Source organism: Rhizobium sp. B230/85 (assembly GCF_019355735.1).
Lineage (GTDB): Bacteria > Pseudomonadota > Alphaproteobacteria > Rhizobiales > Rhizobiaceae > Rhizobium > Rhizobium rhododendri.
On sequence record NZ_CP072156.1, the window covers coordinates 2145189 to 2172046 of the forward strand.

21 protein-coding genes are annotated in these 26858 nt (G+C 60.9%); 15 read left to right on the plus strand and 6 right to left on the minus strand.

Annotated features, from left to right (window positions below; genetic code table 11):
• The first annotated feature begins 8 nt into the window (after positions 1-8).
• The 12 genes from J5289_RS10480 (at position 9) to J5289_RS10535 (ending at position 14533) form a co-directional block, all read left to right on the plus strand.
• On the plus strand, positions 9-1583 hold the full coding sequence (locus tag J5289_RS10480) for an ABC transporter ATP-binding protein (protein WP_209183693.1): 1575 nt from the start codon (positions 9-11) through the stop codon (positions 1581-1583).
• The gene (locus tag J5289_RS10485; RefSeq protein WP_209183694.1) at positions 1573-2667 is read left to right on the plus strand and encodes an ABC transporter permease; all 1095 of its coding nucleotides are present in this window, start codon (positions 1573-1575) and stop codon (positions 2665-2667) included. The genes J5289_RS10480 and J5289_RS10485 overlap by 11 nt, the downstream gene beginning before the upstream one ends.
• Complete coding sequence (locus J5289_RS10490) at positions 2664-3584, plus strand: ABC transporter permease (protein ID WP_209206566.1); 921 nt, start codon at positions 2664-2666, stop codon at positions 3582-3584. Before J5289_RS10485 ends, J5289_RS10490 begins: the two co-directional genes overlap by 4 nt.
• A 52-nt stretch (positions 3585-3636) precedes the next feature.
• A complete protein-coding gene (locus tag J5289_RS10495; protein WP_209183695.1) occupies positions 3637-4710 on the plus strand; it encodes a BMP family ABC transporter substrate-binding protein in 1074 nt (357 codons plus the stop codon).
• 145 nt (positions 4711-4855) lie between these two features.
• Positions 4856-5818 carry a galactofuranose ABC transporter, galactofuranose-binding protein YtfQ gene (gene ytfQ, locus J5289_RS10500; RefSeq protein ID WP_142822615.1) on the plus strand — a complete coding sequence of 321 codons (963 nt, stop codon included), beginning with the start codon at positions 4856-4858 and terminating at the stop codon, positions 5816-5818.
• A gap of 120 nt (positions 5819-5938) precedes the next feature.
• The gene (gene ytfR / locus J5289_RS10505; RefSeq protein WP_209183696.1) at positions 5939-7462 is read left to right on the plus strand and encodes a galactofuranose ABC transporter, ATP-binding protein YtfR; all 1524 of its coding nucleotides are present in this window, start codon (positions 5939-5941) and stop codon (positions 7460-7462) included.
• Positions 7459-8502, plus strand: coding sequence for an ABC transporter permease (locus tag J5289_RS10510; RefSeq protein WP_209183697.1), 1044 nt, complete (start codon positions 7459-7461; stop codon positions 8500-8502). Before ytfR ends, J5289_RS10510 begins: the two co-directional genes overlap by 4 nt.
• Entirely contained in the window at positions 8499-9467 is a 969-nt protein-coding gene (gene yjfF / locus J5289_RS10515) for a galactofuranose ABC transporter, permease protein YjfF (RefSeq protein ID WP_209206565.1), read from the plus strand. Before J5289_RS10510 ends, yjfF begins: the two co-directional genes overlap by 4 nt.
• 12 nt (positions 9468-9479) lie before the next feature.
• Positions 9480-10226: a FadR/GntR family transcriptional regulator gene (locus tag J5289_RS10520; protein WP_209183699.1), complete on the plus strand. Its 747-nt coding sequence runs from the start codon at positions 9480-9482 to the stop codon at positions 10224-10226.
• A gap of 98 nt (positions 10227-10324) precedes the next feature.
• Positions 10325-11686 (plus strand): bifunctional UDP-N-acetylglucosamine diphosphorylase/glucosamine-1-phosphate N-acetyltransferase GlmU, encoded by a 1362-nt coding sequence (gene glmU / locus J5289_RS10525; RefSeq protein WP_209183700.1) that lies wholly within the window; start codon positions 10325-10327, stop codon positions 11684-11686.
• A 108-nt stretch (positions 11687-11794) separates the two neighbouring features.
• The gene (gene glmS / locus J5289_RS10530; protein ID WP_209183701.1) at positions 11795-13621 is read left to right on the plus strand and encodes a glutamine--fructose-6-phosphate transaminase (isomerizing); all 1827 of its coding nucleotides are present in this window, start codon (positions 11795-11797) and stop codon (positions 13619-13621) included.
• 165 nt (positions 13622-13786) lie between these two features.
• Positions 13787-14533: a DUF502 domain-containing protein gene (locus J5289_RS10535; RefSeq protein WP_142822627.1), complete on the plus strand. Its 747-nt coding sequence runs from the start codon at positions 13787-13789 to the stop codon at positions 14531-14533.
• On the opposite strand, the gene recG is transcribed toward J5289_RS10535, so the two are convergent.
• Complete coding sequence (gene recG / locus J5289_RS10540; protein WP_209187504.1) at positions 14489-16591, minus strand: ATP-dependent DNA helicase RecG; 2103 nt, start codon at positions 16589-16591, stop codon at positions 14489-14491. The two genes, J5289_RS10535 and recG, sit on opposite strands and share 45 nt — an antisense overlap.
• 176 nt (positions 16592-16767) lie before the next feature.
• On the opposite strand from recG, the gene J5289_RS10545 reads away from it, so the two are divergent.
• Both J5289_RS10545 and mfd read left to right on the plus strand, forming a co-directional pair.
• Complete coding sequence (locus J5289_RS10545) at positions 16768-17085, plus strand: succinate dehydrogenase assembly factor 2 (RefSeq protein WP_209183702.1); 318 nt, start codon at positions 16768-16770, stop codon at positions 17083-17085.
• Complete coding sequence (gene mfd, locus J5289_RS10550; protein ID WP_209187455.1) at positions 17082-20582, plus strand: transcription-repair coupling factor; 3501 nt, start codon at positions 17082-17084, stop codon at positions 20580-20582. Before J5289_RS10545 ends, mfd begins: the two co-directional genes overlap by 4 nt.
• Before the next feature lie 63 nt (positions 20583-20645).
• On the opposite strand, the gene J5289_RS10555 is transcribed toward mfd, so the two are convergent.
• Both J5289_RS10555 and J5289_RS10560 read right to left on the minus strand, forming a co-directional pair.
• On the minus strand, positions 20646-21317 hold the full coding sequence (locus J5289_RS10555) for a DsbA family oxidoreductase (RefSeq protein ID WP_209183704.1): 672 nt from the start codon (positions 21315-21317) through the stop codon (positions 20646-20648).
• An 81-nt stretch (positions 21318-21398) separates the two neighbouring features.
• Positions 21399-23210 carry an extracellular solute-binding protein gene (locus J5289_RS10560; RefSeq protein WP_209206564.1) on the minus strand — a complete coding sequence of 604 codons (1812 nt, stop codon included), beginning with the start codon at positions 23208-23210 and terminating at the stop codon, positions 21399-21401.
• A gap of 268 nt (positions 23211-23478) precedes the next feature.
• Here J5289_RS10560 and J5289_RS10565 point away from each other — a divergent pair, with 268 nt between their 5' ends.
• Entirely contained in the window at positions 23479-24123 is a 645-nt protein-coding gene (locus J5289_RS10565; protein WP_209183706.1) for an invasion associated locus B family protein, read from the plus strand.
• 124 nt (positions 24124-24247) lie between these two features.
• Here J5289_RS10565 and hspQ read toward each other — a convergent pair whose 3' ends face one another.
• From hspQ to J5289_RS10580, 3 genes are all read right to left on the minus strand, one after another.
• Positions 24248-24577 carry a heat shock protein HspQ gene (gene hspQ / locus J5289_RS10570; protein ID WP_111215626.1) on the minus strand — a complete coding sequence of 110 codons (330 nt, stop codon included), beginning with the start codon at positions 24575-24577 and terminating at the stop codon, positions 24248-24250.
• Positions 24578-24755: 178 nt separating this feature from the next.
• Positions 24756-26165, minus strand: a complete 1410-nt coding sequence (gene glnA / locus J5289_RS10575; protein ID WP_142822635.1) for a type I glutamate--ammonia ligase — start codon at positions 26163-26165, stop codon at positions 24756-24758.
• Positions 26166-26218: 53 nt separating this feature from the next.
• Positions 26219-26557 (minus strand): P-II family nitrogen regulator, encoded by a 339-nt coding sequence (locus J5289_RS10580; RefSeq protein WP_003579240.1) that lies wholly within the window; start codon positions 26555-26557, stop codon positions 26219-26221.
• Positions 26558-26858: the final 301 nt, after the last annotated feature.

Consider the following 26858-nt stretch of genomic DNA (forward strand, 5'->3'; position numbering starts at 1 on the left):
AGGAATCCGTGTCGTCATCCGATGCGTCGCCGAACGGCGCGTTACTGTCGGTCCGAAAGCTGACGAAACTGTTTGGCAGTTTCGCTGCCTGCAACGAAATAGATATCGACATCCAGCCTGGCGAAATTCACGCGCTGCTCGGTGAAAACGGCGCCGGCAAGTCGACTCTCGTCAAGATGCTGTTCGGCGTCCTGGAGCCTAGCGACGGCGATATCGTCTGGCAGGGCAACGCTGTGTCGATCCCTTCACCCGGCGACGCCCGCAGGCTCGGCATCGGCATGGTATTCCAGCATTTCTCACTGTTCGAGGCGCTGACGGTGGCCGAGAACATCGCGCTTTCGCTGGACGACAATATCCCGATTGCCAAGATCGCCGAGGAAGCCGCCGCCCTGTCAGAGGCGTACGGACTGCCGCTCGATCCCTATGCCCACGTTGCCGATCTCTCCGTTGGCGAACGCCAGAGGATCGAGATCGTCCGGGCACTGCTGCAGAATCCGAAACTGATCATTCTCGATGAACCGACCTCCGTGCTGACACCGCAGGAGGCCGATCGCCTGTTCGAAACGCTGTTCAAGCTGCGTGCGGAAGGTCGCTCGGTACTTTACATTAGTCATCGCCTCGAAGAAGTGCAGCGTATCTGCGACCGCGCCACCGTGCTGCGCCACGGGCGCGTCACCGGCGCCTGCGATCCGAAGCAGGAGACGACCGGCTCGCTGGCGCGCATGATGGTCGGCAGCGACGTTGCCAGCATCAAGCACGGCGATCGCGGCGAAAAGGGCGAGATCCAGCTCGAGATTGCCGGTCTTTCCGTGCCCGCGCGCACGCCGTTCGCCATTTCGCTGAGCCAGGTGTCGCTCCGCGTCCGCGCCGGCGAAATCCTTGCAATCGCCGGGGTTGCCGGCAACGGCCAGGGCGAACTTTTCGACGTCATCTCCGGCGAGTTCCCGGTGGTCTCCGACGACCTTATTTTCATCCGCGGCGAGCCGGTGGGGACAAGGGGCATAACCGCCCGCCGCCTGCTTGGCGCCGGTTTCGTGCCCGAGGAGCGCCACGGCCACGCTGCCGTCACGACCCTAAGCCTTTCCGACAATCTGGTGCTGGCCCGCAGCCAGTCCGACCGCAAGGCGTTTCTCGGCGGAGGCGCGTTGCAGATCATTCGCCGCGCTGCGGTGACGCTGGCGACAAAGCGGATTTCCGCGGCCATGGACGTGCGCAAAAGCGGTGAGGACCCGATGGCCGGCTCGCTCTCCGGCGGCAACTTGCAGAAATTCATCGTCGGCCGCGAACTCGACCGCCAGCCGGACGTGCTGGTTGTCAACCAGCCCACCTGGGGCGTCGACGCCGGCGCTGCGAGCCGTATCCGCCAGGCCCTGGTCGACCTTGCCAAGGCCGGTTCGGCAGTGCTGGTCATCAGCCAGGACCTCGACGAAATCTTCGAGGTTGCCACCGAGATTGCCGTCATATCGGACGGGCACCTGTCCCCGTCTTATCCGGCAGGCGAGATGACACGTGAAAAGATCGGACTGTTGATGGGTGGCACCCACGGCGTGTCGACAGAGGCGGAGCCGGCCCATGCGCATTGAACTCGAAAAGCGCGGCGAAGTCTCCAGGCTGTTCGGCCTGCTGTCGCCGCTTCTGGCCCTGCTGCTCACCCTGATTGCCGGGGGCATCATGTTCCTGCTCCTCGGCAAGGATCCGCTCGGTTCGCTCTATGCCTTGCTGGTGGAACCGCTGTTCGATCCCTGGTCGCTGAACGAGCTTGCCAAGAAGGCCGCACCGCTGATCCTGATCGCCGTTGGCCTGTCTGTCTGCTACCGCTCGAACAACTGGAACATTGGCGCGGAAGGCCAGTACAGCGTCGGTGCCATCGTTGGCTCGATGATCCCCGTCTATTTCTACGACTGGCAGTCGCCGCTGGTCCTGCCGCTGATGCTGGTCATGGGCGCGCTCGGCGGCGCCCTGTTTGCGACGATCCCGGCACTGCTGAAGACGCATTTCAACACCAACGAAATTCTCACCAGCCTGATGCTCACCTATATCGCCCAGCTGTTTCTCGACTGGCTGACGCGCGGTCCCTGGCGCAATCCCGATGGGCACGGCTTTTACGGGACGCGCGACTTCACGCCAGACCAGGTGCTGCCGCCGATCTGGGACGATATCGTCACGGCCCATTGGGGACTGATATTCGCCATCGTTGCGGCGGTGCTCATCTGGTTCATGATGCGCTTTACCCTGAAGGGCTTCGAGGTCGTGGTACTCGGCCAATCCGAACGGGCAGGGCGGTTTGCCGGCTTTTCGCCCCGTAAGATGGTTTGGTTCAGCTTCATCCTCTCGGGTGCGCTGGCGGGCCTTGCAGGGATCTCCGAAGTTTCAGGCTCCATCGGCCATCTGCAGCCCGATATCTCGCCCAGCTACGGCTTCACGGCCATCATCGTCGCCTTTCTCGGCAGGCTCAATCCGCTCGGCATCATTGCATCGGGCTTCGTCCTGGCGCTCACCTACATCGGCGGCGAGGCGGCACAGTTGTCGATCGGTGTTTCGGACAAGGTGACGCGCGTCTTCCAAGGCTTCCTGCTGTTCTTCGTGCTCTCCTGCGATACGCTGATCTACTACAAGGTGCGCATCGTCTGGTCGCGCATCCGGGCCCGGACAGGAGCCGCATCATGACCTTTTTCGAAGCCGTCCTGCTGACCATCATCACCGCATCGACTCCGCTCGTCATTGCCGCCATCGGCGAACTGGTGACGGAGCGGGCCGGCGTCCTCAATCTCGGCGTCGAGGGCATGGTGGTCATCGGCTCCGTCAGCGCCTTCGCCGCAGCACAACTGAGCGGCTCCGCCTATATCGGCCTGCTGGCAGGGATTGCCGGCGGCGCATTTTTCTCGCTACTGTTCAGCTTCCTGACCCTGACGCTGGTGGCAAACCAGGTGGCGACGGGGCTGGCGCTGACGATTATGGGGCTCGGCGCCTCCGGCATGATCGGCGAGTCCTATGTCAGCGTTCCCGGCATCCGGCTGCTTCCGATCGAGATCCCGCTGCTGTCGCAGATACCCTACATCGGCACCGTGCTGTTCAAGCAGGACATCGTCTTTTACGTATCCATCTTGCTCGTCATCGCCGTCAACTGGTTCCTGTTCCGCAGCCGGGCGGGGCTTAAACTCCGAGCCATCGGCGACAGCCACGGATCGGCCCATGCCCTCGGCATTCCTGTCATCAGGACGCGCTATCTGGCCGTGATGTTCGGCGGTGCCTGCGTCGGGCTGGCTGGCGCGCAGCTGTCGCTGATCTATACGCCGCAATGGACGGAGAACATGTCCGGCGGCCGTGGCTGGATCGCCCTGGCGCTCGTGGTGTTCTCGTCCTGGCGTCCGTGGCGCATATTGGCGGGCGGCTACCTGTTCGGGGCGGTGACGATCCTGCAGCTGCATGCACAGGCGTTCGGCATCGGCATTCCAGCCCAGTTTCTGTCGATGCTTCCCTATGCGGCGACAGTGATCGTGCTTATCATCATTTCTCAAAATCGGCGTATGACTCTCATCAATACGCCGGCATCGCTCGGCAAATCCTTCGTGCCGGACCGGTGATAAAATGCCAGAAGACGGGCTCTCGCCAACTTTACAAACAACAGGGGTTCTTATGAAAAAAATTGCAATTGCACTGGCAGCAACCGCCGCCGTGATCATCGGTTTCGGCTCGTCGGCCGAAGCGGCTGGCAAGACCAAGGTCTGCTTCGTCTATGTCGGTTCCCACACCGACGGCGGCTGGTCGCAGGCCCACGACATGGGCCGCCTTGCGGTCGAAAAGGAATTCGGCAGCAAAGTCGAAACCGCCTACCTCGAAAACGTTGCCGAAGGCCCGGACTCCGAGCGCGCCATCGAGCGCATGGCCCGTTCGAATTGCTCGATCGTCTTCACGACGTCGTTCGGTTTCATGGATTCGACGGTTGCAGTTGCCAAGAAGTTCCCGAAGGTCAAGTTTGAACACGCGACCGGATTCAAGACTGCCGACAACCTTGCCACCTACAATTCGCGCTTCTACGAAGGCCGCTACATTAACGGCCAGATCGCCGGCAAGATGTCGAAGAAGGGTATCGCCGGATACATCGCGACCTTCCCGGTTCCGGAAGTCGTCATGGGCATCAACGCCTTCGAGCAGGGCGCCAAGTCGGTCAACCCGAACTTCAAGATGAAGGTCATCTGGATCAACACCTGGTTCGACCCGGGCAAGGAAGCCGATGCGGCGAAGGCGCTGATCGACCAGGGCGTCGACGTGCTGACCCAGCATACCGATACCACGGCACCAATGCAGGTCGCCGAACAGCGCGGCGTCTATGCTTTCGGTCAGTCCTCGGACATGATCAAGGCCGGCCCCAAGGTACAGCTGACGGCGATCGAAGACACCTGGGGTCCGTACTACATCAAGCGCGTCAAGGCGCTGATGGACGGCACCTGGAAGTCCGAGCAGTCCTTCGACGGACTGAAGGCCGGCAACCTCACCATGGCGCCCTACACCAACATGCCGGATGACGTGAAGAAGATGGCCGAAGACACCGAAGCCAAGATCAAGTCCGGCGAGCTTGCACCGTTCACCGGCCCGATCAACAAGCAGGACGGTACGCCTTGGCTCAAGGCTGGCGAGAAGGCCGACGACGGCACACTGCTGGGCATGAACTTTTACGTCGAAGGCGTTGATGATAAACTGCCGAAGTGAACAGTATATTCCAATGAACTAACAGAAAGGGCGCCGATTTGGCGCCCTTTTTGCTGCAGTGCGTCACACTATCCGCATTTACAAAAGTATTACTATATGATTTTTTGACGTTGGCCGCGTGGAGGCGGCCCAATGGGAGGAAATCATGAGATTGAAGACCGCACTCGCGAGTGCAACGATTCTTGCTGCCTGCATGTTTAATTCGGCCTACGCCAAGCCATTGGTTGTGGGCTTCTCGCAGATCGGCTCCGAATCGGGCTGGCGCGCCGCCGAGACGACGCTGACGAAGAACGAAGCCAAGAAGCGCGGCATCGATCTGAAGTTCGCCGATGCGCAGCAGAAGCAGGAAAACCAGATCAAGGCCATCCGTTCCTTCATCGCCCAGGGCGTCGATGCCATCCTGATCGCACCGATCGTTGCAACAGGCTGGGACGCTGTCCTGAAGGAAGCCAAGGAAGCCAAGATCCCGGTCATCCTGCTCGACCGCGACATTGACGCACCGAAGGACCTTTACCTGACTGCCGTTACCTCCGACCAGGTCTACGAAGGCAAGGTTGCCGGCGACTGGCTGGTAAAGACGGTCGGCACGAAGAAGTGCGATATCGTCGAGCTTCAGGGCACCACAGGTTCATCGCCTGCCATCGCCCGCAAGAAGGGCTTCGAGCAAGCCATTGCCGGCCATGACAACCTCAAGATCGTTCGCAGCCAGACTGGCGACTTTACCCGTTCCAAGGGCAAGGAAGTCATGGAAAGCTTCCTGAAGGCCGAAAATGGCGGCAAGGACATCTGCGCCGTCTACGCACATAACGACGACATGGCTGTCGGCGCTATCCAGGCCATCAAGGAAGCCGGCCTGAAGCCAGGCAAGGACATCCTCACAGTTTCGATCGACTCGGTGCCGGATCTGTTCAAGGCAATGGCAGCCGGCGAAGCCAATGCCACGGTCGAGCTGACGCCGAACATGGCGGGACCAGCCTTCGACGCTCTCGAAGCCTACCTGAAGGACAAGAAAGAGCCTAAGAAGTGGATCCAGACGGACTCCAAGCTCTACACGCAGGCTGACGACCCGCAGAAGGTCTACGAAGCCAAAAAGGGCCTCGGCTACTGATTTGAACTATAGAACCGCACCGGCCCATCATGGGCCGGTGCGGAACAGCCTTGGCATCGTATCGGACATCATGTCCGCCGCCGTGGCCTGAACGCTCAATATCAGGAAACATATCCTTCCATGGCTCACGATTTCGAGAACATTCTCGCGGCCACCGATTTCTGCAAATATTTCCCTGGCTCAACCGCCCTCGATCACGTCAATTTCACATTACGACGCGGCGAAGTGCATGCGCTGCTTGGCGAAAACGGCGCAGGCAAATCGACGTTGATCAAATGCATGACCGGCGCTTACCGTCCCGATGCCGGCACCCTCGTTCTCGATGGCGCTGAAATTCAGCCGCACGACACGCTGTCGGCGCAAATGCTCGGGATCGGAACCGTTTATCAGGAAGTCAACCTGCTGCCCAACCTGAGCGTCGCCGAGAACCTGTTTTTAGGGCGTCAACCGCGCAAGTTCGGCATGGTCAGCACCCGCAAGATGAACGAGCAGGCCCGTACGCTGCTGGCGCAATACGGCATCGATCTCGATGTCGGCCGCCAGCTCGACCGCTTCTCCGTCGCCATCCAGCAGGTCATCGCCATCGCCCGTGCCGTCGATCTCTCCGGCAAGGTGCTGATCCTCGACGAGCCGACCGCCAGCCTCGACGCGCAGGAAGTCGCGATGCTTTTTGGCATCATCAAGAACCTGAGGGCTCGCGGCCTAGGCATTATATTCATTACGCATTTTCTCGAGCAGGTTTTCGAGATCAGCGACCGTATCACTGTTCTTCGCAACGGCAAGCTGGTCGGAACGCGCGACCGCGAGGGACTGGAGCGGCAGGCGCTGATCGAGATGATGCTTGGCCGTGAGCTGGCCGCAGCCGAGGCTACCGTCCGGGTGGATCAGGACGCTGCCGGGCCGGTCAAGTTCCAGTTCAGGAATTTCGGCAAGCGCGGCAAAATCATGCCGTTCGATCTCGATGTTCGCGCCGGCGAAGTGGTCGGCGTTGCCGGCCTGCTCGGCTCTGGCCGGACGGAGACGGCGGAGGTCATGTTCGGCGTCGTCCGAGCCGACAGCGGCGAGGCGAAGGCAGACGGCAAGCCCCTGGCACTGTCCACACCACGCGCTGCCATCAAGAGCGGCTTCGGCTTTTGCCCGGAAGACCGCAAGACCGACGGCATCATCGGCGACCTGTCGATCCGCGAAAATATCGTCGTGGCGCTGCAGGCACGCCGCGGCTGGGCGCGGCCGCTTGCACGGAGCGAACAGAACGCCATCGCCGACCGCTACATCAAGGCCCTCGATATCCGCACGACCGACCGCGAAAAACCGATCCGGCTTTTGTCCGGCGGCAACCAGCAGAAGGCCATCCTTGCCCGCTGGCTGGCGACCAACCCGAGCTTCCTCATACTCGACGAGCCGACGCGCGGCATCGATGTGGGCGCGCATGCCGAGATCATCCATCTCATCGAGGATCTCTGCGCCCAGGGCATGTCGCTGATCGTCATCTCGTCCGAACTCGACGAACTCGTCGCATATAGCTCGCGCGTCGTCGTCTTGCGCGACCGCGAACACATCGCCGAACTGACCGGCGCCGAAATTTCGGCCAACCGCATCGTCGAGGCAATTGCCGGCACATCCAGCAAAAAGGTGGATGCATGACTTCCGCATTCAAGCCACTGCTGATCAGGCTGGCTCCGCAGCTGATCGCACTCGCTCTCATTCTTCTTTTGAATTTCATCATGTTCCCGCAGTTCTTTCATCTGGAAATTCAGAATGAGAGACTTTACGGGAGCCTGATCGACGTCCTCAATCGCGGCGCGCCGGTGGCGCTGCTGGCAATTGGAATGACGCTGGTGATCGCCACCAAGGGAATCGATTTGTCGGTCGGTGCTGTCATCGCCATCTGCGGCGCTGTTGCGGCATCCTCGATCGTCTCGGGCAATTCGGTCGGCTACACCCTGGTGCTGGCGCTGGGTACAGGCCTGCTCTGCGGCGTCTGGAACGGCTTCCTCGTCGCAGTCCTCGACATACAGCCGATCATCGCTACCCTGGTGCTGATGGTGGCAGGTCGCGGCATCGCCCAGTTGGTGACCGAAGGCGTCATAATGACCTTCAACAATGACGGGCTGATCTTTTTTGGCAGCGGCTCGATTGCAGCCCTGCCGATGCCGGTCGTCATCTGGATCGTCGCCGGCATCGCCATCACGCTGTTGGTGCGACGGACCGCGCTCGGCATGCTGGTCGAAGCCATCGGCATCAACAGGCGGGCGAGCACGCTGTCGGGCATCCAGACACCGGTGCTGCTGATGGCTGTCTATGCACTGAGCGGCCTATGCGCCTCGGTCGCAGGCGTCGTCGTCGCTGCGGACATCAAAGGCGCCGATGCGAATAATGCGGGCCTCTGGCTGGAGCTCGATGCGATCCTTGCTGTGGTCGTCGGTGGAAACTCGCTGCTCGGCGGCCGGTTCAGTATCGTCGGCTCGTTGCTGGGCGCGATGATCATCCAGTCCGTCAATACCGGCATCCTGCTGTCGGGTTTTCCGCCGGAGTTCAATCTGGTGATCAAGGCGGTCATCGTGATCGTCATCCTCGTCATCCAGTCGCCAGCCCTGAAATCCGTCGGTATTTTCTTCAGCCGTCGCCCGGAGCGACAGGTCGAAATGCCCAAGCCCGATAGCCAGAGGGAGCCGGCCAAGTGAACTCCAAATACCTGCCCTTACTGGCCACCATCATCATCTTCATCCTCGCCTACGCGCTGTGCGCGGTCCAGTATCCGACCTTCCTCTCGACCCGGGTCGTCGGCAACCTGTTCACCGACAACGCCTTCCTCGGTATCGCGGCCGTCGGCATGACCTTCGTCATTCTCTCCGGCGGCATCGATCTGTCGATCGGCTCGGTGATCGCCTTTACCGGCGTGTTTCTGGCGGTCGTGTTGCGCGATACGTCGATCCATCCGCTCGTCGCATTCGCAATTGTGCTCGTCATCACCAGCACCTTCGGCGCTGCGATGGGGGCGACCATCCACTATCTGCAAATGCCGCCCTTCATCGTCACGCTTGCCGGCATGTTTCTTGCCCGCGGCATCGCCTTCGTGGTTTCGATCGACAGCATTCCGATCAACAACGACTTCTACACCCAGCTCAGCGATTTCTATCTGCTTCTGCCCGGCGGCGGCAGGTTGACATGCATCGGTTTCATTATGCTCGTCGTCTTTGCCGTCGGCATGCTGCTTGCCCACCGCACGCGTTTCGGCGCAAACGTCTATGCGCTTGGCGGCGGAGTGCAGACGGCAGCGCTGATGGGCGTTCCGGTGGCACGCACGACCATCCTGATCTACGCGCTTTCCGGTTTCCTGGCAGGTCTCTCCGGGATAGTCTTCTCGCTCTACACCTCAGCCGGCTATTCTCTGGCAACGGTCGGGGTGGAGCTCGATGCTATTGCGGCCGTGGTGATCGGCGGCACGCTGCTCACGGGCGGCGCCGGCTTTGTCGGAGGCACGCTGATCGGCATCCTGATACAGGGCCTCATCCAGACCTACATCACCTTCGACGGTACGCTGTCGAGCTGGTGGACCAAGATCCTTATCGGCTTTCTGCTTTTTGCCTTCATCCTGCTGCAAAAGGGCCTGCTCCTGCTGTCACGCTATAACCGGCGTTTTGCTTGAGAGGATAACAAGTTGCGCAGCCGTTTGATCGACAGACAACAGCCGAACGGCAAATCGCGGAACAGCCATTCCCAGGTCGTCGACGATCTCGGCAAGGCCATCGTCAGCGGCTCCTTTGCCGTCGGCGAGATCCTGCCCGGCGATGGCGATCTGCTCCAGCGCTTCAAGGTATCGCGCACCGTGCTGCGAGAGAGCATGAAGACCCTGGCGGCCAAGGGGCTGGTCGTGCCGCGTGCCCGCGTGGGCACGAAGGTCACCGAAAAAATCCACTGGAACATGTTCGACAGCGAGGTGCTGACCTGGCATTTCGACAGCGGCGTCAATCGTGAATTTCTGTTGCATCTCTATGACATACGGCTTGCTTTTGAACCTTTTGCTGCAGGTCTGGTTGCCGAGCGCGCCATCGAGTCGGAGATCGAGGATCTGCGGCTGCTGGCAACCGAGATGGCGGCCACGAACCACACGAGAGACAGTCTCGCCGTCGCCGACCTCAAGTTCCACATGGCCATCGCCGATATCTCTCACAACCCCTTCATGCGGACGCTCGGAAGCCTGATCGAGGCGGCGCTGGTCGGAATGTTCCGCATGAGCACGCCGCCTTCGAGCGAGGGCTTCAGCAACATTTCAGTCACCCACATGCAGATCGTCGACGCCATCGGCGCCCGCGATGTGAAGGCTGCCCGCGCGGCTATGGAATATGTGATTCTCGATGGTCGCGGCCATGTGCTGGAGGCTTTCGAGGCACTGAGCAAACCATGATCGGCCATCGCTTTTTGCTCTTGGTGCCGCTCCGGTCTAGCTGCTATGAGACGCCCAAGCGGTGTTGACCGCACAAGATCCAGTCGCCGGAGCTCGCCATGGAACGCACTTGCCTTGCCGTCATTCTCGCTGCCGGCGACAGCACCCGTATGAAGTCGTCGATGTCGAAGGTGCTGCATCCCATCGCTGGTCGCCCGATGATCGCGCATGTGATGGAGGCCATCGCCAGAACCGATATTGCAGCGACAGCGCTGGTCGTAGGGCGTGATGCCGAGGCTGTCACCCGGGCAGCCCGGCGCGACGGCATGGAGATCCAGGCTTTCCTCCAGAAGGAGCGACGCGGAACCGGCCACGCCGTGTTGGCCGCGAAGGAGGCGATTGCATCCGGCTACGACGATATCCTGATTGCCTATGGCGACGTTCCGCTGATCACCGATGGACCGCTCCGGGCAGCGCGGGCAGGGCTTGCTGCCGGCAACGATGTCGTCGTGATCGGCTTTCACACGGACAAGCCGAGCGGTTACGGACGGCTTCTGGTCAGGGACGACGAACTGATCGCGATCCGCGAGGAGAAGGACGCAACCGATGAAGAGCGCGCCGTGACCTGGTGCAACAGCGGCTTGATGGCGATCAACGGTGCCAAGGCGCTGGACCTGTTGTCGCGTATCACCAACGAAAATGCCAAGGGCGAATATTATCTGACCGACCTCGTCGAGATCGCCCGCTCCGAGGGCGGCCGCGTGGTTGTTGTCGATGCGCCCGAGTCAGAGGTCATCGGTTGCAACAATCGCGCTGAACTGGCCGTCATCGAGCGCCTCTGGCAACAGCGACGCCGATACGAGGTCATGCTGTCGGGTGTGACGATGATCGCCCCGGAGACCGTTTATCTCTCCTACGACACTATCATCGGCCCCGATGCGCTGATCGAGCCGAATGTCGTTTTCGGCCCCGGCGCTGTGGTCGAGGGTGGCGCGGTGATCCACGCCTTTTCCCATGTCGAGGGTGCTCGCATCAGCGAGGGCGCGACTGTTGGCCCGTTTGCGCGCCTCCGTCCCGGCGCCGACCTGGCCACAGGCGCCAAGGTCGGCAATTTCGTCGAGATCAAGAACGCGAAGATCGGCGAGGGCGCCAAGGTCAGCCATCTCACCTATATCGGGGATGCCACCATCGGGGCCGACAGCAACATCGGCGCCGGCACCGTGACCTGCAATTACGATGGCATCAACAAGCACCACACGACCATCGGCGCCGGCAGCTTCATCGGCTCGAACTCGTCCCTCGTCGCCCCGGTCACCATCGGCGACGGCGCCTATGTGGCATCCGGCAGCGTGATCACTGCCGACGTGCCGGCCGACGCCCTGGCGCTTGGACGTGCGCGGCAGGAGATCAAGCCGGAACGTGCCCGGCTGATCCGCGAACGGGCGCGCGCGCTGAAGGCGGCAAGGTCGGCAAAATCCTGAAAATCGGCTGCGTAACGGTCGGAAATTCAATGTGACCGCTGGCCCGATTGAGTAACGCCGAAGAACCGCTAGAAGTCGTTGCATCGAAGAGTTGAGACGGAGAAGTTCATGTGCGGCATTGTCGGTATCGTAGGAGCCAAGCCTGTGGCCGGCCGTTTGGTCGATGCGCTGAAGCGTCTCGAATATCGCGGCTACGATTCGGCCGGCGTCGCCACCATCCATGACGATATTCTCGAGCGCCGCCGCGCCGAAGGAAAGCTGTTCAATCTCGAAAGCCTGCTCGACCGCGAGCCGCTGGACGGATCGATCGGCATTGCCCATACGCGGTGGGCGACCCACGGCGTTCCGAACGAAACCAATGCCCATCCGCATTTCGTCGATGGCGTCGCTGTTGTCCACAACGGCATCATCGAGAACTTTTCCGAGTTGCGCGAAGAGCTGAAAGGCGAGGGCGCAGTCTTTACCACCCAGACCGACACCGAGGTCGTTGCCCATCTGCTGGCAAAGTCGATCCGCGAGGGCCTTGAGCCGCAGGCAGCGATGCTCCGCATGCTCAACCGCGTCACCGGCGCATACGCGCTGGTGGTGATGTTCAAGGATCATCCCGATGTGCTGATGGCTGCCCGCTCGGGCCCGCCGCTGGCCATCGGCTACGGTCGTGGCGAGATGTTCCTCGGCTCGGACGCCATCGCGCTGTCGCCGTTCACCAACGATATCGCCTATCTCGTCGACGGCGACTTCGCCATCGTGACGCGCGAGGCTGCCGAGATATTCGATTTTGCCGGCAAGCCGGTCCAGCGTGCCCGGCAGATCTCTCAGGCAACTGCCTTCGTTGTCGACAAGGGAAATCACCGGCATTTCATGGAAAAGGAAATCTATGAACAGCCGGAAGTCATCTCCCATGCGCTAGGCCATTATGTCGACTTTGCCAGCAACCGCATCAATGCCAATGCGTCGGCGATCGATTTCAGCGGTGTGACCGGGCTTGCGGTATCTGCCTGCGGCACTGCATTTCTTGCGGGTCTGATCGGCAAATACTGGTTCGAGCGCTATGCGCGCCTGCCAGTCGAAATCGATGTCGCATCCGAGTTCCGATACCGCGAGATGCCAATTTTGCCAAGCCAGGCAGCGCTGTTCATCTCGCAGTCCGGGGAGACGGCAGATACGCTGGCGTCGCTCCGCTACTGCAAGGAAAACGGCCTGAAGATCGGCGCCATCGTCAACGTTCGCGAATCGACCATTGCCCGTGAATCCGATGCCGTCTTTCCGATCATGGCAGGCCCAGAGATCGGCGTCGCTTCGACGAAGGCCTTCACCTGCCAGCTGGCCGTCCTGGCAGCGCTCGCAATCGGAGCCGGTCGCGCGCGCGGGACTGTCAGCGCCGACGAGGAGGTGACCCTTGTCCGCCACCTGGCCGAGATGCCGCGTATCATGAGCCGGGTGCTTAACCTGATCCAGCCGCAGATGGAAAGCCTTGCCCGCGAGATCGCCAAGTTCAAGGACGTGCTCTATCTCGGTCGCGGCACCAGCTACCCGCTGGCGATGGAAGGCGCGCTGAAGCTGAAAGAAATTTCCTACATTCACGCCGAAGGCTATGCGGCAGGCGAGCTCAAGCACGGACCGATCGCATTGATCGACGAAAACATGCCGGTCATCGTCATCGCGCCCTATGACCGCTTCTTCGAGAAGACCATTTCGAACATGCAGGAGGTTGCGGCACGCGGCGGGCGCATCATCTTCATCACCGACGAGGCCGGTGCTGCCGCCTCCAACCTGCCGACCATGGCGACTATCGTGCTGCCGGTCGTCGACGAAATCATTGCGCCGATGATCTTCTCCATGCCGATCCAGCTGCTTGCCTACCACACGGCAGTCTTCATGGGCACCGACGTCGACCAGCCCCGCAATCTGGCGAAATCGGTCACGGTTGAGTGATTTGAGGCGCTACGCTGTCGATTGCTGCGTCCTGATGCATTAACGGGTTGGTGGCAAGCGTTGCTGCGGGTTGTGCGTCGCAGCAACTTCTGGCAATTTCAACTCTGTCGGCAATGGGGATTTTGCTGACGACGCGGCAGGCTGAACGGAGTTCAGAAACGACAAATGGCGGAAAATCCCGAAAAGACGACGACGAGACTGTCGGTCGCGGCACGCATCCGCAACAATTTTCTGACGGGGCTCATCATCTGCGCGCCGATCGCCATTACGCTGTGGCTGACCTGGTCCGTCGTCCACTGGGCTGACAGTTGGGTTGAACCCTACATTCCCGCCCGCTACGACCCCGAGAGCTACCTTAACTTCGCCGTGCCCGGAACCGGGCTTGTCATGGCGATGATCTTCATCACTATCATCGGCTTTCTCGGCAAGAACCTCATCGGCCAAAGCATCGTCCAGTTTGGTGAATCCTTGGTGCGTCGGGTGCCGCTGGTCCGCACCATCTACAAGAGCCTCAAGCAAATCTTCGAAACGGTGCTGAAGGAGAAGAGCAATTCTTTCAAGCAGGTGGGGCTGATCGAATATCCGAGCCCCGGCCTCTGGTCGCTTGTCTTCGTCGCAACCGATGCAAAGGGCGAGATCGCATCCAAGTTCAACGCCATGGGCGTGGATATGGTTAGTGTCTTCCTGCCGCCGACGCCAGTTCCGACCGCAGGCTTCCTGGTGTTCGTGCCGCGCGAAAAAATCGTCATTCTCGACATGAGCCCGGAAGACGGGGCGAGGCTGCTCATTTCGGGTGGACTGGTGACGCCGGATCACGTCGATGCTTTGCCCACCTCGGAACTCCACACGGCGTACAAGGCAAAGCGCCTAGCCCGCGCGGAGAAAGCGGATCGCCTCATCACGCCGGAATAGATATAGCAGCGTCCTGACGGCCTGGCCGCGATCACTGACGAGATCTGCGTCCCGTTCAATGAGATAGGCGGCGTCTTTCCGGGCAATTTCCAGAAGATCGGCATGGGCTTCGATGCTGGCGATGCGAAAGCCCGGGGTGCCCGACTGACGGGTGCCGAGAAGCTCGCCTTCGCCGCGCAATTTCAGGTCTTCCTCGGCGATGCGAAAACCGTCCTCGGTGTCGCGCATGATCGATAGCCGCGCATGGCCGGTTTCGCTGAGCGGTCCCTTGTAGAGAAGGATGCAGCTCGACGCCTCGTCACCGCGTCCGACACGACCGCGCAACTGGTGCAACTGCGCCAGCCCGAAGCGCTCGGCGCGCTCGATGACCATGATCGTCGCATCCGGTACGTCGACGCCGACTTCCACGACAGTGGTCGCCACCAGCAGCCTGGTTTCGCCGTTCTTGAAAGCCTGCATCGTGGCATCCTTTTCCGGCCCGCTCATCCGCCCGTGGATGAGCCCGACCTTGGGCCCGAAGAACTGGGCGAGCGTCTCGAAGCGCTCCTCGACGGACATCAGGTCGGATTGCTCGGACTCTTCCACCAGCGGGCAGATCCAGTAGGCCTTCTTGCCATCGGCAAGGGCGCTGCGCAGCCGCTGGACGATATCGCCGACGCGTTCCGTGGGAACGGTCACGGTATGGATCGGCTTGCGGCCGGCCGGCTTTTCCGTCAGCTTCGAGACATCCATGTCGCCGAACGCGGCCAGCACCAGCGTTCTGGGGATCGGCGTCGCCGTCATCACCAGCATATGCGGTGAGATCCCCTTGGCCGTCAGGCGCAGCCGCTGGTGGACGCCGAACCGGTGCTGCTCATCGACGACAGCCAGCATCAGGTTTGCATAGGAGACGCTGTCCTGAAACAGCGCATGGGTGCCGATGACGATCTGGGCCTGACCGGACGCAATGCGCTCAAGGATTCCGTCACGCTCCTTGCCCTTCGTGCGGCCTGTGAGGACTTCGATAGAAAGTCCTGCAACGGCAGCGAATTTTGAGATCGTGCTGTAGTGCTGGCGGGCGAGGATTTCCGTTGGCGCCATCAGCACCGCCTGTCCGCCGTTCTCGATCACGGCGGCAATCGCCATCAACGCTACCAGCGTCTTGCCGGCACCTACATCCCCCTGCAGCAGGCGCAGCATGCGCTCGCTGCCCGCCATGTCCTTCAGGACATCGGCGATTGCCGCCGTCTGGCTGCCGGTCAGCGAGAAAGGCAGCGCGCCAAGAATCCGGCTGCTGATCTTACCAGTCGCATGAACGGGCTGGCCCGGCACGCGACGCAGCCGCTGGCGGACAAGTGCCAGAGACAACTGGCCGGCCAGGAACTCGTCATAGGCAAGGCGACGGCGGGCAGGTGCCTGCGGGTCGATGTCTTTCGCATCGCGCGGATCGTGCAGCATTCGGAAGCTCGTCGCGAAATCGGAAAAGCCCTGCTTCGTCACCAACGCTGCGTCGTCCCATTCCGGCATATCCGGCATGCGCGTCAGCGCCGCCTCGATCGCCTTGCGGACGGTGCGCAACGTCAGGCCGGCGGTCAGCGGGTAGACGGGCTCCACCAGGGGCAGAGTCTCGCCTTCGCTTTCGCGGACGATGTAATCCGGATGCACCATTGACGGACGGCCGTTGAACCAGTCGACCTTGCCGCTGACGGTGACGGTCTCGCCGAGCGGTAGCTGCTTTTCCAGCCACTGTGCCTTGCCTCGGAAGAAGACGAGGCCGAGTTCGCCGGTCTCGTCGTGCAGGAACACGCGGTACGGCTGGCTGGTGCGCGGCGGCGGCGCCTGATGGCGGTCGACCCGGCCGGTGATGGTGACGATGGTCCCCTGCGGCGCCCGTGCGATTCCCGGCTGTTCGCGCCGGTCGACGATTGATGAGGGGGCATGGAACAGCAGGTCGACGACCCTGGTGTCCTCAAGATTTTCGCGGCCAAGCAGCTTTACCAGCAGGTCGGCCACTTTTGGCCCGACGCCCGGCAGCGAGGAAATGGAAGCAAACAGCGGATCGAGAATGGCAGGGCGCATGATGGCGGCAAAATGCGACGGCGGACCCCGCTTTGGCAAGGCCGGATGACGCGATCCGCCGAGAGTTCTCGACATGCCCCCGGAAAAATCCCCGGCAGCGTCTTTTTTCCGAAAAACCGGTTCCCACATTTCGAAGCGATGCTTTATAGAGACGCAGCAACAAGAAGGTGTGTGAGATGACAGGCGTAACACTGAGCAGCGCGCTCCTCGATCCACGCCGCAAGCGGATTCTGTTTCGTTGCTGGCATCGCGGTCTCCGGGAAATGGATCTGGTGTTCGGCCAGTTCGCGGACGCAGAGCTGCCGACACTGTCGGAGGCCGAGCTCGACGAGTTCGAGATCATCATGGATGAGGAAGACAATGATCTGAACCGCTGGATCCTCGGCACGCTTCCCGTACCCGAGCGGTTCCAGACGCCGCTGTTTACCCGCATTGCCGCCTACGCGCCGGATTTCGAACAGATGACCGCCGACCTGCGCAGGGTCGCGGAATGATTGCAGGTATCGACGTCAGGAAACTTGCAGCGGCGCCCGTGCCGCTGACGATCGGCAACGTTCCGGCCGGCCTCGATCCCTTTATCATCGCGGAATTGGCGCGGTCCGGCGAACCGGTTGCCTACGTGCTTTCCGACGGACAGCGCATGGCTGACATCGAGCAGATGCTGTCGTTCATTGCGCCTGAAATTCCGGTGCTGACCCTGCCGGCCTGGGACTGCCTTCCCTATGACCGCGTTTCCCCGAGTTCCGACACGTCGGCACGCCGGCTGGCGGCGCTTGGCGGGCTGATCGCCTACCACAAGAAGCCACATTCGGCGATCGTCCTCGTCACCGTCAATGCCCTGTTGCAGAAGGTCGCCCCGCAGGACGTGATCGAAAGCCTGGCCTTCTCGGCAAAGCCCGGCAGCCAGTTGCGCATGGACGATATCGCCGGCCGCCTGGAGCGCAACGGTTTCGACCGGGTCGCGACCGTGCGCGAGGTCGGTGAATTCGCGGTGCGCGGCGGTATTCTCGATGTCTTCGTGCCCGGGTCGGAAGAGCCCGTGCGCCTCGATTTCTTCGGCGATACGCTGGAGAGCATCCGCAGCTTCGACCCGGCAAGCCAGCGGACGACCGGGCAGGTGCGCTCGCTCGATCTCAATCCGATGAGCGAAGTGACGCTGACGCCGGATACGATCAGCCGCTTCCGTACCAATTACCTGGCGACCTTCGGCGCTGCCACCCGCGACGACGCCCTGTATGTCGCCGTCTCCGAAGGCCGGCGGTATCCCGGCATGGAGCACTGGTTGCCGCTTTTCTATGAAAAGCTCGATACGATCTTCGACTACCTGAAGGGCTTCCGCTTCATCACCGACCATACGGTGCGCGAAGCAGCAGAGGAGCGCTCGAAGCTCGTCCGCGACTATTACGAGGCGCGCCAGCAGTCCGGCGAGCAACGCAAGGGCGCGATGACGCAGGGCACCCCCTACAAGCCTGTGGCCCCCGGCGAGCTTTACCTCGACGGCAAGATGTTTGGCGCGACGCTCGATGCCTTCAACGCCATCCGGATGTCGCCGTTCAACGAGCACGAGGGCGCGACCCGGATGGTGGTCAATGTCGATGCGCGCCAGGGGCCGCGCTGGGCCCGCGGTGCCACCGAGCAGGTCGATGCCGAGCGCGTCAACGTCTTCGATGCCGTCGTCAAGCATATCGCAGATCGTCGTGCGGCCGGTGGCAAGGTACTCGTCACCGCCTGGACGGAAGGCTCGCTGGAGCGCCTGCTACAGGTGCTCGCCGAGCATGGCCTGCAACGCGTCAAGACCATCGAGGCGATGAAGGATGTCGATGCGCTGGCCAAGGGCGAGGCGGCAGCGGCCGTGCTCAACCTCGAAAGCGGTTTCGAAACCGGCAATCTGGTCGTCATCGGTGAACAGGACATTCTCGGCGACCGCATGGTCCGCCGCTCCAAGCGCAGCAAGCGCGGCGCCAACTTCATTTCCGAAGTCGCAGGCCTCGACGAAGGCTCCATCGTCGTCCACGCCGAACACGGCATAGGCCGCTTCGTCGGCCTCCGGACCATCGAGGCTGCCGGCGCGCCGCATGCCTGTCTCGAGCTGCTCTATGCCGACGACGCAAAGCTGTTCCTGCCGGTCGAAAACATCGACCTCCTGTCGCGCTACGGCTCGGAAACCAGCGACGCGCAGCTGGACAGGCTCGGCGGCGGTGCATGGCAGATGCGCAAGGCCAAGCTGAAGAAGCGGCTGCTGGATATGGCCGGATCCCTGATCCGTATCGCGGCCGAACGCCTGACGCGCCATGCGCCGGCGCTGATCGCACCCGATGGCATCTACGACGAGTTCGCCGCTCGCTTCCCTTACGACGAGACCGAGGATCAGGCGAACGCCATCGACGCCGTGCGTGACGATCTCGCCGCCGGCCGGCCGATGGATCGCCTCGTCTGCGGCGACGTCGGGTTCGGCAAGACGGAAGTTGCGTTGCGCGCCGCCTTCGTCGCGGCGATGAACGGCGCCCAGGTGGCGATCGTGGTGCCGACGACGCTGCTGGCTCGCCAGCATTTCAAGACGTTTTCCGAGCGTTTCCGTGGTCTGCCGATCCGGGTTCAGCAGGCTTCGCGCCTGGTTGGCGCAAAGGAACTGGCACTGACCAAGAAGGAAGTCGCCGAAGGCAAGACCGACATCGTCGTCGGTACGCACGCGCTGCTCGGCAACGGTATCAAGTTCGCCAATCTTGGCCTGCTGGTCATCGACGAAGAGCAGCATTTCGGCGTCAAGCACAAGGAGCGGCTGAAGGAGCTGAAGAGCGACGTCCACGTCCTCACCCTCTCGGCGACGCCGATCCCGCGCACCCTGCAGCTGGCGATGACGGGTGTGCGCGAGCTCTCCCTGATCAAGACGCCACCGGTCGACCGCATGGCGGTGCGCACCTTCATCTCGCCCTTCGATTCGCTGGTGATCCGCGAAACGCTGATGCGCGAGCATTATCGGGGGGGCCAGAGTTTCTATGTCTGCCCACGGCTCGCCGACCTTTCCGATATCCACGCTTTCCTGCAATCGGATCTGCCGGAACTGAAAGTCGCCGTTGCCCACGGCCAGATGCCGGCGAGCGAGCTCGAAGACATCATGAATGCCTTCTACGAGGGCCGCTACGATGTGCTGCTGTCGACCACCATCGTCGAATCTGGCCTCGACGTGCCGACTGCCAACACCCTGATCGTCCACCGCGCCGACATGTTCGGGCTTGCCCAGCTTTACCAGCTGCGCGGTCGTGTCGGACGTTCCAAGGTGCGGGCTTTCGCGCTGTTCACGCTGCCCGTCAACAAGGTGCTCACCTCGACGGCAGAGCGCCGCCTGAAGGTGCTGCAGTCGCTGGATACCCTCGGCGCCGGCTTCCAGCTCGCCAGCCACGATCTGGACATCCGAGGCGCCGGCAATCTGCTGGGCGAGGAACAGTCTGGCCATATCAAGGAGGTTGGCTTCGAACTCTACCAGCAGATGCTGGAAGAGGCCGTGGTCGAAGTGAAGGGCGTCGACGAGATCCAGGACACCGGTTGGTCGCCGCAGATTTCGGTGGGCACGCCGGTGATGATCCCCGACGACTATGTGCCCGACCTGCACCTGCGCATGGCGCTCTACCGCCGGCTCGGCGAGATCACCGATCTCAAGGAAATCGACGGTTTCGGCGCCGAGATGATCGACCGCTTCGGACCCATGCCGATCGAGGTGCAGCACCTGCTGAAGATCGTCTACATCAAGTCTCTCTGCCGCATTGCCCATGTGGAGAAGCTCGATGCCGGGCCGAAGGGTGTCGTCGTGCAGTTCCGCCACAAGGAATTCCCGAATCCGGCAGCCCTCGTCGGCTATATCGCCAGGCAGGGCTCAATGGCGAAGATCAGGCCAGACCACAGCGTCTTCCTCACCCGCGACCTCCCAACACCAGCCAAGCGCTTGGCGGGCGCCGCCGTAGTCATGACGCAGCTGGCGGAACTGGCAAAATAAAAGGCTGCGTGCCCTGACGGAGCGCGCAGCCTGATTTACAGGGTAAATGTGAGAAATGCTGCGCTAGTTGAGCGCCGCGCGGGCCTCGCCCTTCGTCTTGGCGATGTCGCGGAGCGCGTTGGCAATCACATCCGGCGTCTGGGCGCCGCTGACTGCATATTGCTGGTCGAAGATGAAGAACGGCACGCCGTTGACGCCCATCTGCCGTGCCGACTCGATTTCCGCGACGATCAGGTCGCTGTCGGCATCGGAGGCGAGGAGGGCCTCGATGACCGCGCGATCCAGTCCGGCGGCTTCGGCGATGTCGAGAAGTACGGCGTGGTTGCCGACATTTCTGCCTTCTTCGAAATTCGCCTTGAAGAGGCCTTCGACCACCCGGTTCTGGAGTTCGCGATCTTCGGTCACAGCCCAGTGGATCAGTCTGTGGGCATCGAGCGTGTTCGGGCCGATGGTGATGGCATCGAAATTGAATGCAATTCCGACCTCGCGGCCAAGACCTGTGAGCATCGCGTGAGCGCTGGCCACCTTGTCTGCACCGCCAAGCTTTTCAGCCAGCTTTTGCTTCTGGTCGACGCCTTCAGGCGGATAATCCGGATTGAGACGGTAAGGGCGCCAGTTGATGTCGACACCGACTTCGTCCTGCACTTCGGCAATCGCCAGTTCGAGCCGCGCCTTGCCGAGGTAGCACCACGGGCAGACGACGTCCGAGACGATATCGATTGTGATGCGTTCCATGGTCGTTGCCCTTTCCTGTTTATCGGACCGAAATAGTCTCTTTGCCGCCTGGCTTCAACCAGGCACCAAAAAGGAACTACCTCACTGCACCGACGCATCCCACCACACAGGCAGCTGATAGCCGTATAGGGGCGTGACAGCCGGATGCCCTATCCGTTTGTGCCGAGCCACATATTGCTGGTCGATATGATAGAGCGGCACGAAGTAATGGCCGGAAAGCAACAGCCGGTCGAAGGAACGGACGGCATCGCGAAAATCCTCAACGCCGCGCGCCGAGAGAATGTGGCCGATCAACGTATCCACATCGGGATCGGCAACGCCCGCAAAGTTCTCGCTGCCCTGTCGATCACGCGCCACCGAACCCCATCGCCCGACCTGCTCGATGCCCGGCGAGAGGGAAGATGTGAACGATTTGATGATGATGTCGTAGTCGAAGCTGATTGTCCGGCGCTGGTACTGCGAATCGTCGACGGTGCGGATCGCCACCTCGATCCCCAGCAGGTTCAGCGTTCTCCGGTAGGCGATTGCCAGTCTCTCCTGGTCGGCATTCTGTGTCATGATCTCGAACGCCAGCTGATGCCCGCCGGCATCGACCATCTTGTCATCCTTGATCGTGTATCCACCTGCCTTTAGCAGATCCACGGCCCGGCGCAGCACGGTGCGGTCGCGGCCGGAACCGTTGGTGACGGGCAGCTTGTAGGTACCGTCGAGCACGGCCGGATCGATGCGCTTGCTGATCGGACCCAGCATTTCGAGCTCGCGGGCATCGGCGGGTACGCCGAAGGAAGACAGGTCTGAGCCCTGCCAGTAGCTCTCCGTTCGCGTATAGGCGCCTGACGATAGGTTCTTGTTGACCCACTCGAAATCGAAAGCCAGCGAAAGGCCTTCGCGCACCTTGGCGTTGGCGAAGATCGGCCGCCGCGTGTTGAAGACAAATCCGAACATGCCGCTGGGAAGCTTGGGATTGAAGACATCCTTTACAACCTCGCCGGAGCGCGCCGCCGGAAAGTCGTAGGCATTTGCCCAGTGGCCGGGGCTACCATCCGCATAGATATCGACATCGCCTTTCTTGAAGGCCTCGAACAGCGTGTTTTCCTGCAGGAAATAGTGAACGGTCAGCAGGTCGTAATTGTCGACCCCGACCTTGGCCGGAATATCCTTGCCCCAGTAATCCGGGTTCCGCGCAAAGACGATGCTGTCGCCGGGGTTCACCGTTTTCACCCGGTAAGGCCCGGACCCGATGGGTGCCACCAGCGTCGTCTGGTCGAATTTATCCGGATCGATCGCATGCTGCGGCAGGATCGGCGTCGAGCTGGCGATGATCATCGGCGTCTCGCGGTCGGCCTTGTCGTTGAAGGTGAAGCGGACACTGTGCTCGCCGACTTTCTCCATCTTGGCAACGGCATTCAGCCGGTTCGAGTAGGGCACGCGGCCCTTGTCACGCAAAAGGTTGAAGCTGAAGATCACATCATCCGGTGTCACCGGCTGGCCATCCGACCACTTGGCGGCGGGATTGAGATTGAACTGTATATAGGACCGCTTGTCGTCCCATTCGGCGGTCTGGGCGAGCAAGCCGTAGAGGGTAAACGGCTCGTCGCGCGAGCGCTGCATCAGCGTTTCGTAGACGATGTTGCCGTAGTCCGGATCCCACATGCCGCGCGCCGTCGTCCGCATGCTTTTGAGGATGAAAGGGTTGAGATTATCGAAGGTACCGACCACCCCGTAGCTGATGTGGCCGCCCTTCTTGACGGTCGGATTGACGTAAGGGAGGGCCTTGAAGTCGGCGGCAAGCGCCGGATCGCCGTGCATGACAAGGCCGTGCACGGGGTCCGCCTGGGCGGTCTTGCAAAGCATTGCCGCAGCTAGATAAATCGCGACCCGGAGCGCTCGCATGGCATCCTTTCCCATAAGGGCATGATTCGTGACGGCGACCTTATCATGGCCTCCTCGATCCAAGACATAGGCATCGGATTTGTCCATCCTGCGGCCGAAACATGCAAAGAAAAGCTGGATATCCGAAGCAACGCCATGTAACAGGTGATCCACAGTTCGGAGTCATGCATTTGCCTTATTCTTTCGACAGGTGGACAGCAGTTTGACCCGAAAGGCATGAGGTGGCAGAAGGCTGCTTTGCATCGGATTTCAGGAGGCGGATTTCGCTATGACGTTCAAAACTGACAAAACAATTCGCGCGGCTCTGTCTGCACTGGCACTCGTGATGGGCGCTGCTGCGCCGGCTTTTGCGCAGGATGCACCGGCTGCTCCGGCCGATGGCGCCGCTCAGACCCCACGTCTCGGCTGGTACAAGACATGCGCAAAGCAGGATGACAACGACATCTGCATCGTCCAGAACCTGATCATGGCCAACAGCGGCCAGCTGGTGACGGCAATTGGTCTGATCTCTATCGACGGCAAGGTCAACCGCAAGATCCTGCAGATCTCCGTCCCGACAGCGCGCCTGATCGGGCCCGGCATCACCATGCAGATCGATGGCGGCAAGGGCCAGAAGGTCGATTACGCCGTCTGCCTGCCGGACAAGTGCACAGCCGAAATTCCTCTGACGGATGCGACGATCGCATCGCTGAAGAAGGGCACGGACGTGACCTTCACATCGATCAACTTCCGCCGCGCTCCGAACCCGATCAAGGTTTCGCTGACCGGCTTCGGCGCCGCCTATGACGGCCCGGCGATCTCCGATACCAAGCTCGCAGAAAGCCAGCGCAGCCTGCAGGACAGCATGCAGAAGAAGGCTGAAGAAGCCCGCAAGAAGCTTGAAGACGCCCAGAAGGCAGCGAAGTCCCAGTAAGCACCACACGCGTATGATCTAAAAAGCCCGGTTCAGCCGGGCTTTTTTTATGGCTCATCGTCAGACGACAAAAAAGCAAGCCGGTTTGTCGGCTTCCTTTCATAGGCGCGTATCTGTTGAGGGATCAGTGGGCGAAGCTCATCTTGGGCTTGAGCTCGCCGGTCGTCTTGCGGTCGAAGATTTGGTAGACCTGCGGGTTGCGGAGAGGTTCTCCGCTGTCGTCGCTGACGAGGTTCTGCTCTGAGACATAAGCGACATATTCCGTCTCCTCGTTTTCAGCCAGCAGGTGATAGAACGGCTGGTCCTTGCTGGGACGAACCTCGGTCGGAATGGCATTCCACCATTCTTCCGTGTTGGCGAACTCCGGATCTACGTCGAACACGACGCCTCGGAATGGAAACACCCGATGCCGGACCACTTCGCCGATATTGAATTTTGCATCTTTTTGTTTCATGGCGCGACTTCCTTTCACGCAATTATGTGGGACGATGCGCCACATTTTTCAAGCCTTTTGCCGCCGTTGTCCCACAGCGCTGCCATAGTCAGGCGGCCGACAAGACCAGTAAAGCACGCCGCGCTGGCTCGGCGCAGAAAAAAAGTCCCGGCGATGACCGGGACTTTCTGGTTGATGACTAGGCCGAGTAGTACATGTCGAATTCGACCGGATGGGGTGTCATTTCGTAGCGCATGACCTCCACCATCTTCAGTTCGATGAACGAATCGATCTGGTCGTCGTCGAACACGCCGCCGGCGGTCAGGAACTTGCGGTCCCGATCAAGGTTTTCCAGCGCTTCACGCAGCGATGCGCAGACGGTCGGGATCTTCTTCAGTTCCTTCGGCGGCAGGTCGTACAGGTCCTTGTCCATCGGCTTGCCGGGATGGATCTTGTTCTTGATGCCGTCAAGGCCGGCCATCAGCATGGCGGCAAACGCCAGGTATGGGTTGGCAGTCGGATCCGGGAAGCGAACTTCTACGCGCTTCGCCTTCGGGTTGGAGCCGAAGGGAATACGGCAGGAAGCCGAACGATTGCGAGCCGAATAGGCAAGCAGCACCGGAGCCTCATAGCCCGGGACGAGACGCTTGTAGGAGTTCGTCGACGGGTTTGTGAAAGCGTTGATGGCCTTCGCGTGCTTGATGATGCCGCCGATGTAATAGAGGCAGGATTCCGACAGGCCGGCATACTCGTCGCCGGCGAAGGTCGGCTTGCCGCCCTTCCAGATCGACTGGTGCACATGCATGCCCGAGCCGTTATCGCCGAAGATCGGCTTGGGCATGAAGGTCGCCGTCTTGCCATAGGCGTTGGCGACCTGATGAACGACGTACTTGTAGATCTGGATCTTGTCGGCGTTGCGCACCAGCGTGTCGAACTTGACGCCGAGTTCGTGCTGTCCCGCAGCCACTTCGTGATGGTGCTTTTCAACCACGACGCCCATTTCGCCGAGAACCGTCAGCATCTCGGAGCGCATGTCCTGGCAACTGTCGATCGGCGGAACTGGAAAATAGCCGCCCTTGACGCGAGGACGGTGACCGAGGTTGCCGGTCTCGTAGTCGGTGTCGTCGTTCGACGGCAGTTCGCTGGAATCGAGCTTGAAGCCGGTGTTGTAGGGATCGGCTTTGTACTTGACGTCGTCGAATACGAAGAACTCAGGCTCCGGGCCTACGAAGATCGTGTCGCCGATGCCGGAAGCCTTCAGGTAGGCTTCTGCCTTCTTGGCGGTACCGCGCGGATCGCGATTGTAGGATTCGCCGGAAACCGGGTCCAGGATGTCGCAGAGGATGACCATGGTCGACTGCGCGAAGAACGGGTCCATGTGAACCGTTTCCGTGTCGGGCATCAGCACCATGTCGGATTCGTTGATGGCCTTCCATCCTCCGATAGAGGAGCCGTCGAACATGACGCCATCGGCGAACATGTCTTCATCGACGCAGGCAACGTCCATCGTCACGTGCTGCAGCTTGCCCTTCGGGTCCGTAAAGCGCAGGTCGACGAACTTGACGTCGTTGTCCTTGATCTGTTTCAGAATTTCGTTTGCGGTCGTCATGGGATGCTTCCTCGGTTTTTTATGACGATTTTGCCCTGGCCACCGGCGAGGGCTTAGATGGCATCTATACCCGTCTCTCCCGTACGGATTCGGATGACCTCTTCGATATTGGAAACGAAGATCTTTCCGTCGCCAATTCGTCCGGTCTGCGCCGCCTTGCGGATCGCGTCAATAACCGCTTCGGCATTTTCGTCTGCCAACACAACTTCGACCTTCACTTTCGGAAGGAAATCGACGACATATTCGGCACCACGGTAGAGTTCCGTGTGACCTTTCTGGCGACCGAAGCCCTTGGCTTCCGTGACAGTGATACCCTGCAAGCCGACTTCCTGAAGGGCTTCCTTCACTTCGTCCAGCTTGAATGGCTTTATGATCGCTTCGATCTTTTTCATGAGAAAATGTCTCTCCGCTTCTCCCGTTAGAGCGGACATTGCCCGCTCGCCCTTGTTGATGCACGTATCATGCCAGATTATCCAGAGATGTTTCGGTAAATGTTGCAGTTTTGAGCAATTTTGAGGCTGATACAGGGTTGTTTGACATATCGTGCCCCGAATTGAATATGCGCAGACACGTTTCGGACGATATCCGGAATGGAGGGCGGACCGCAGCGGTTGGAACGGCCTACACGCCCTGAATTCGACTGATTAAAAAGCGTGCTTTTGCTCAAATTTAAGTCGGCGGCACGCGGGATTT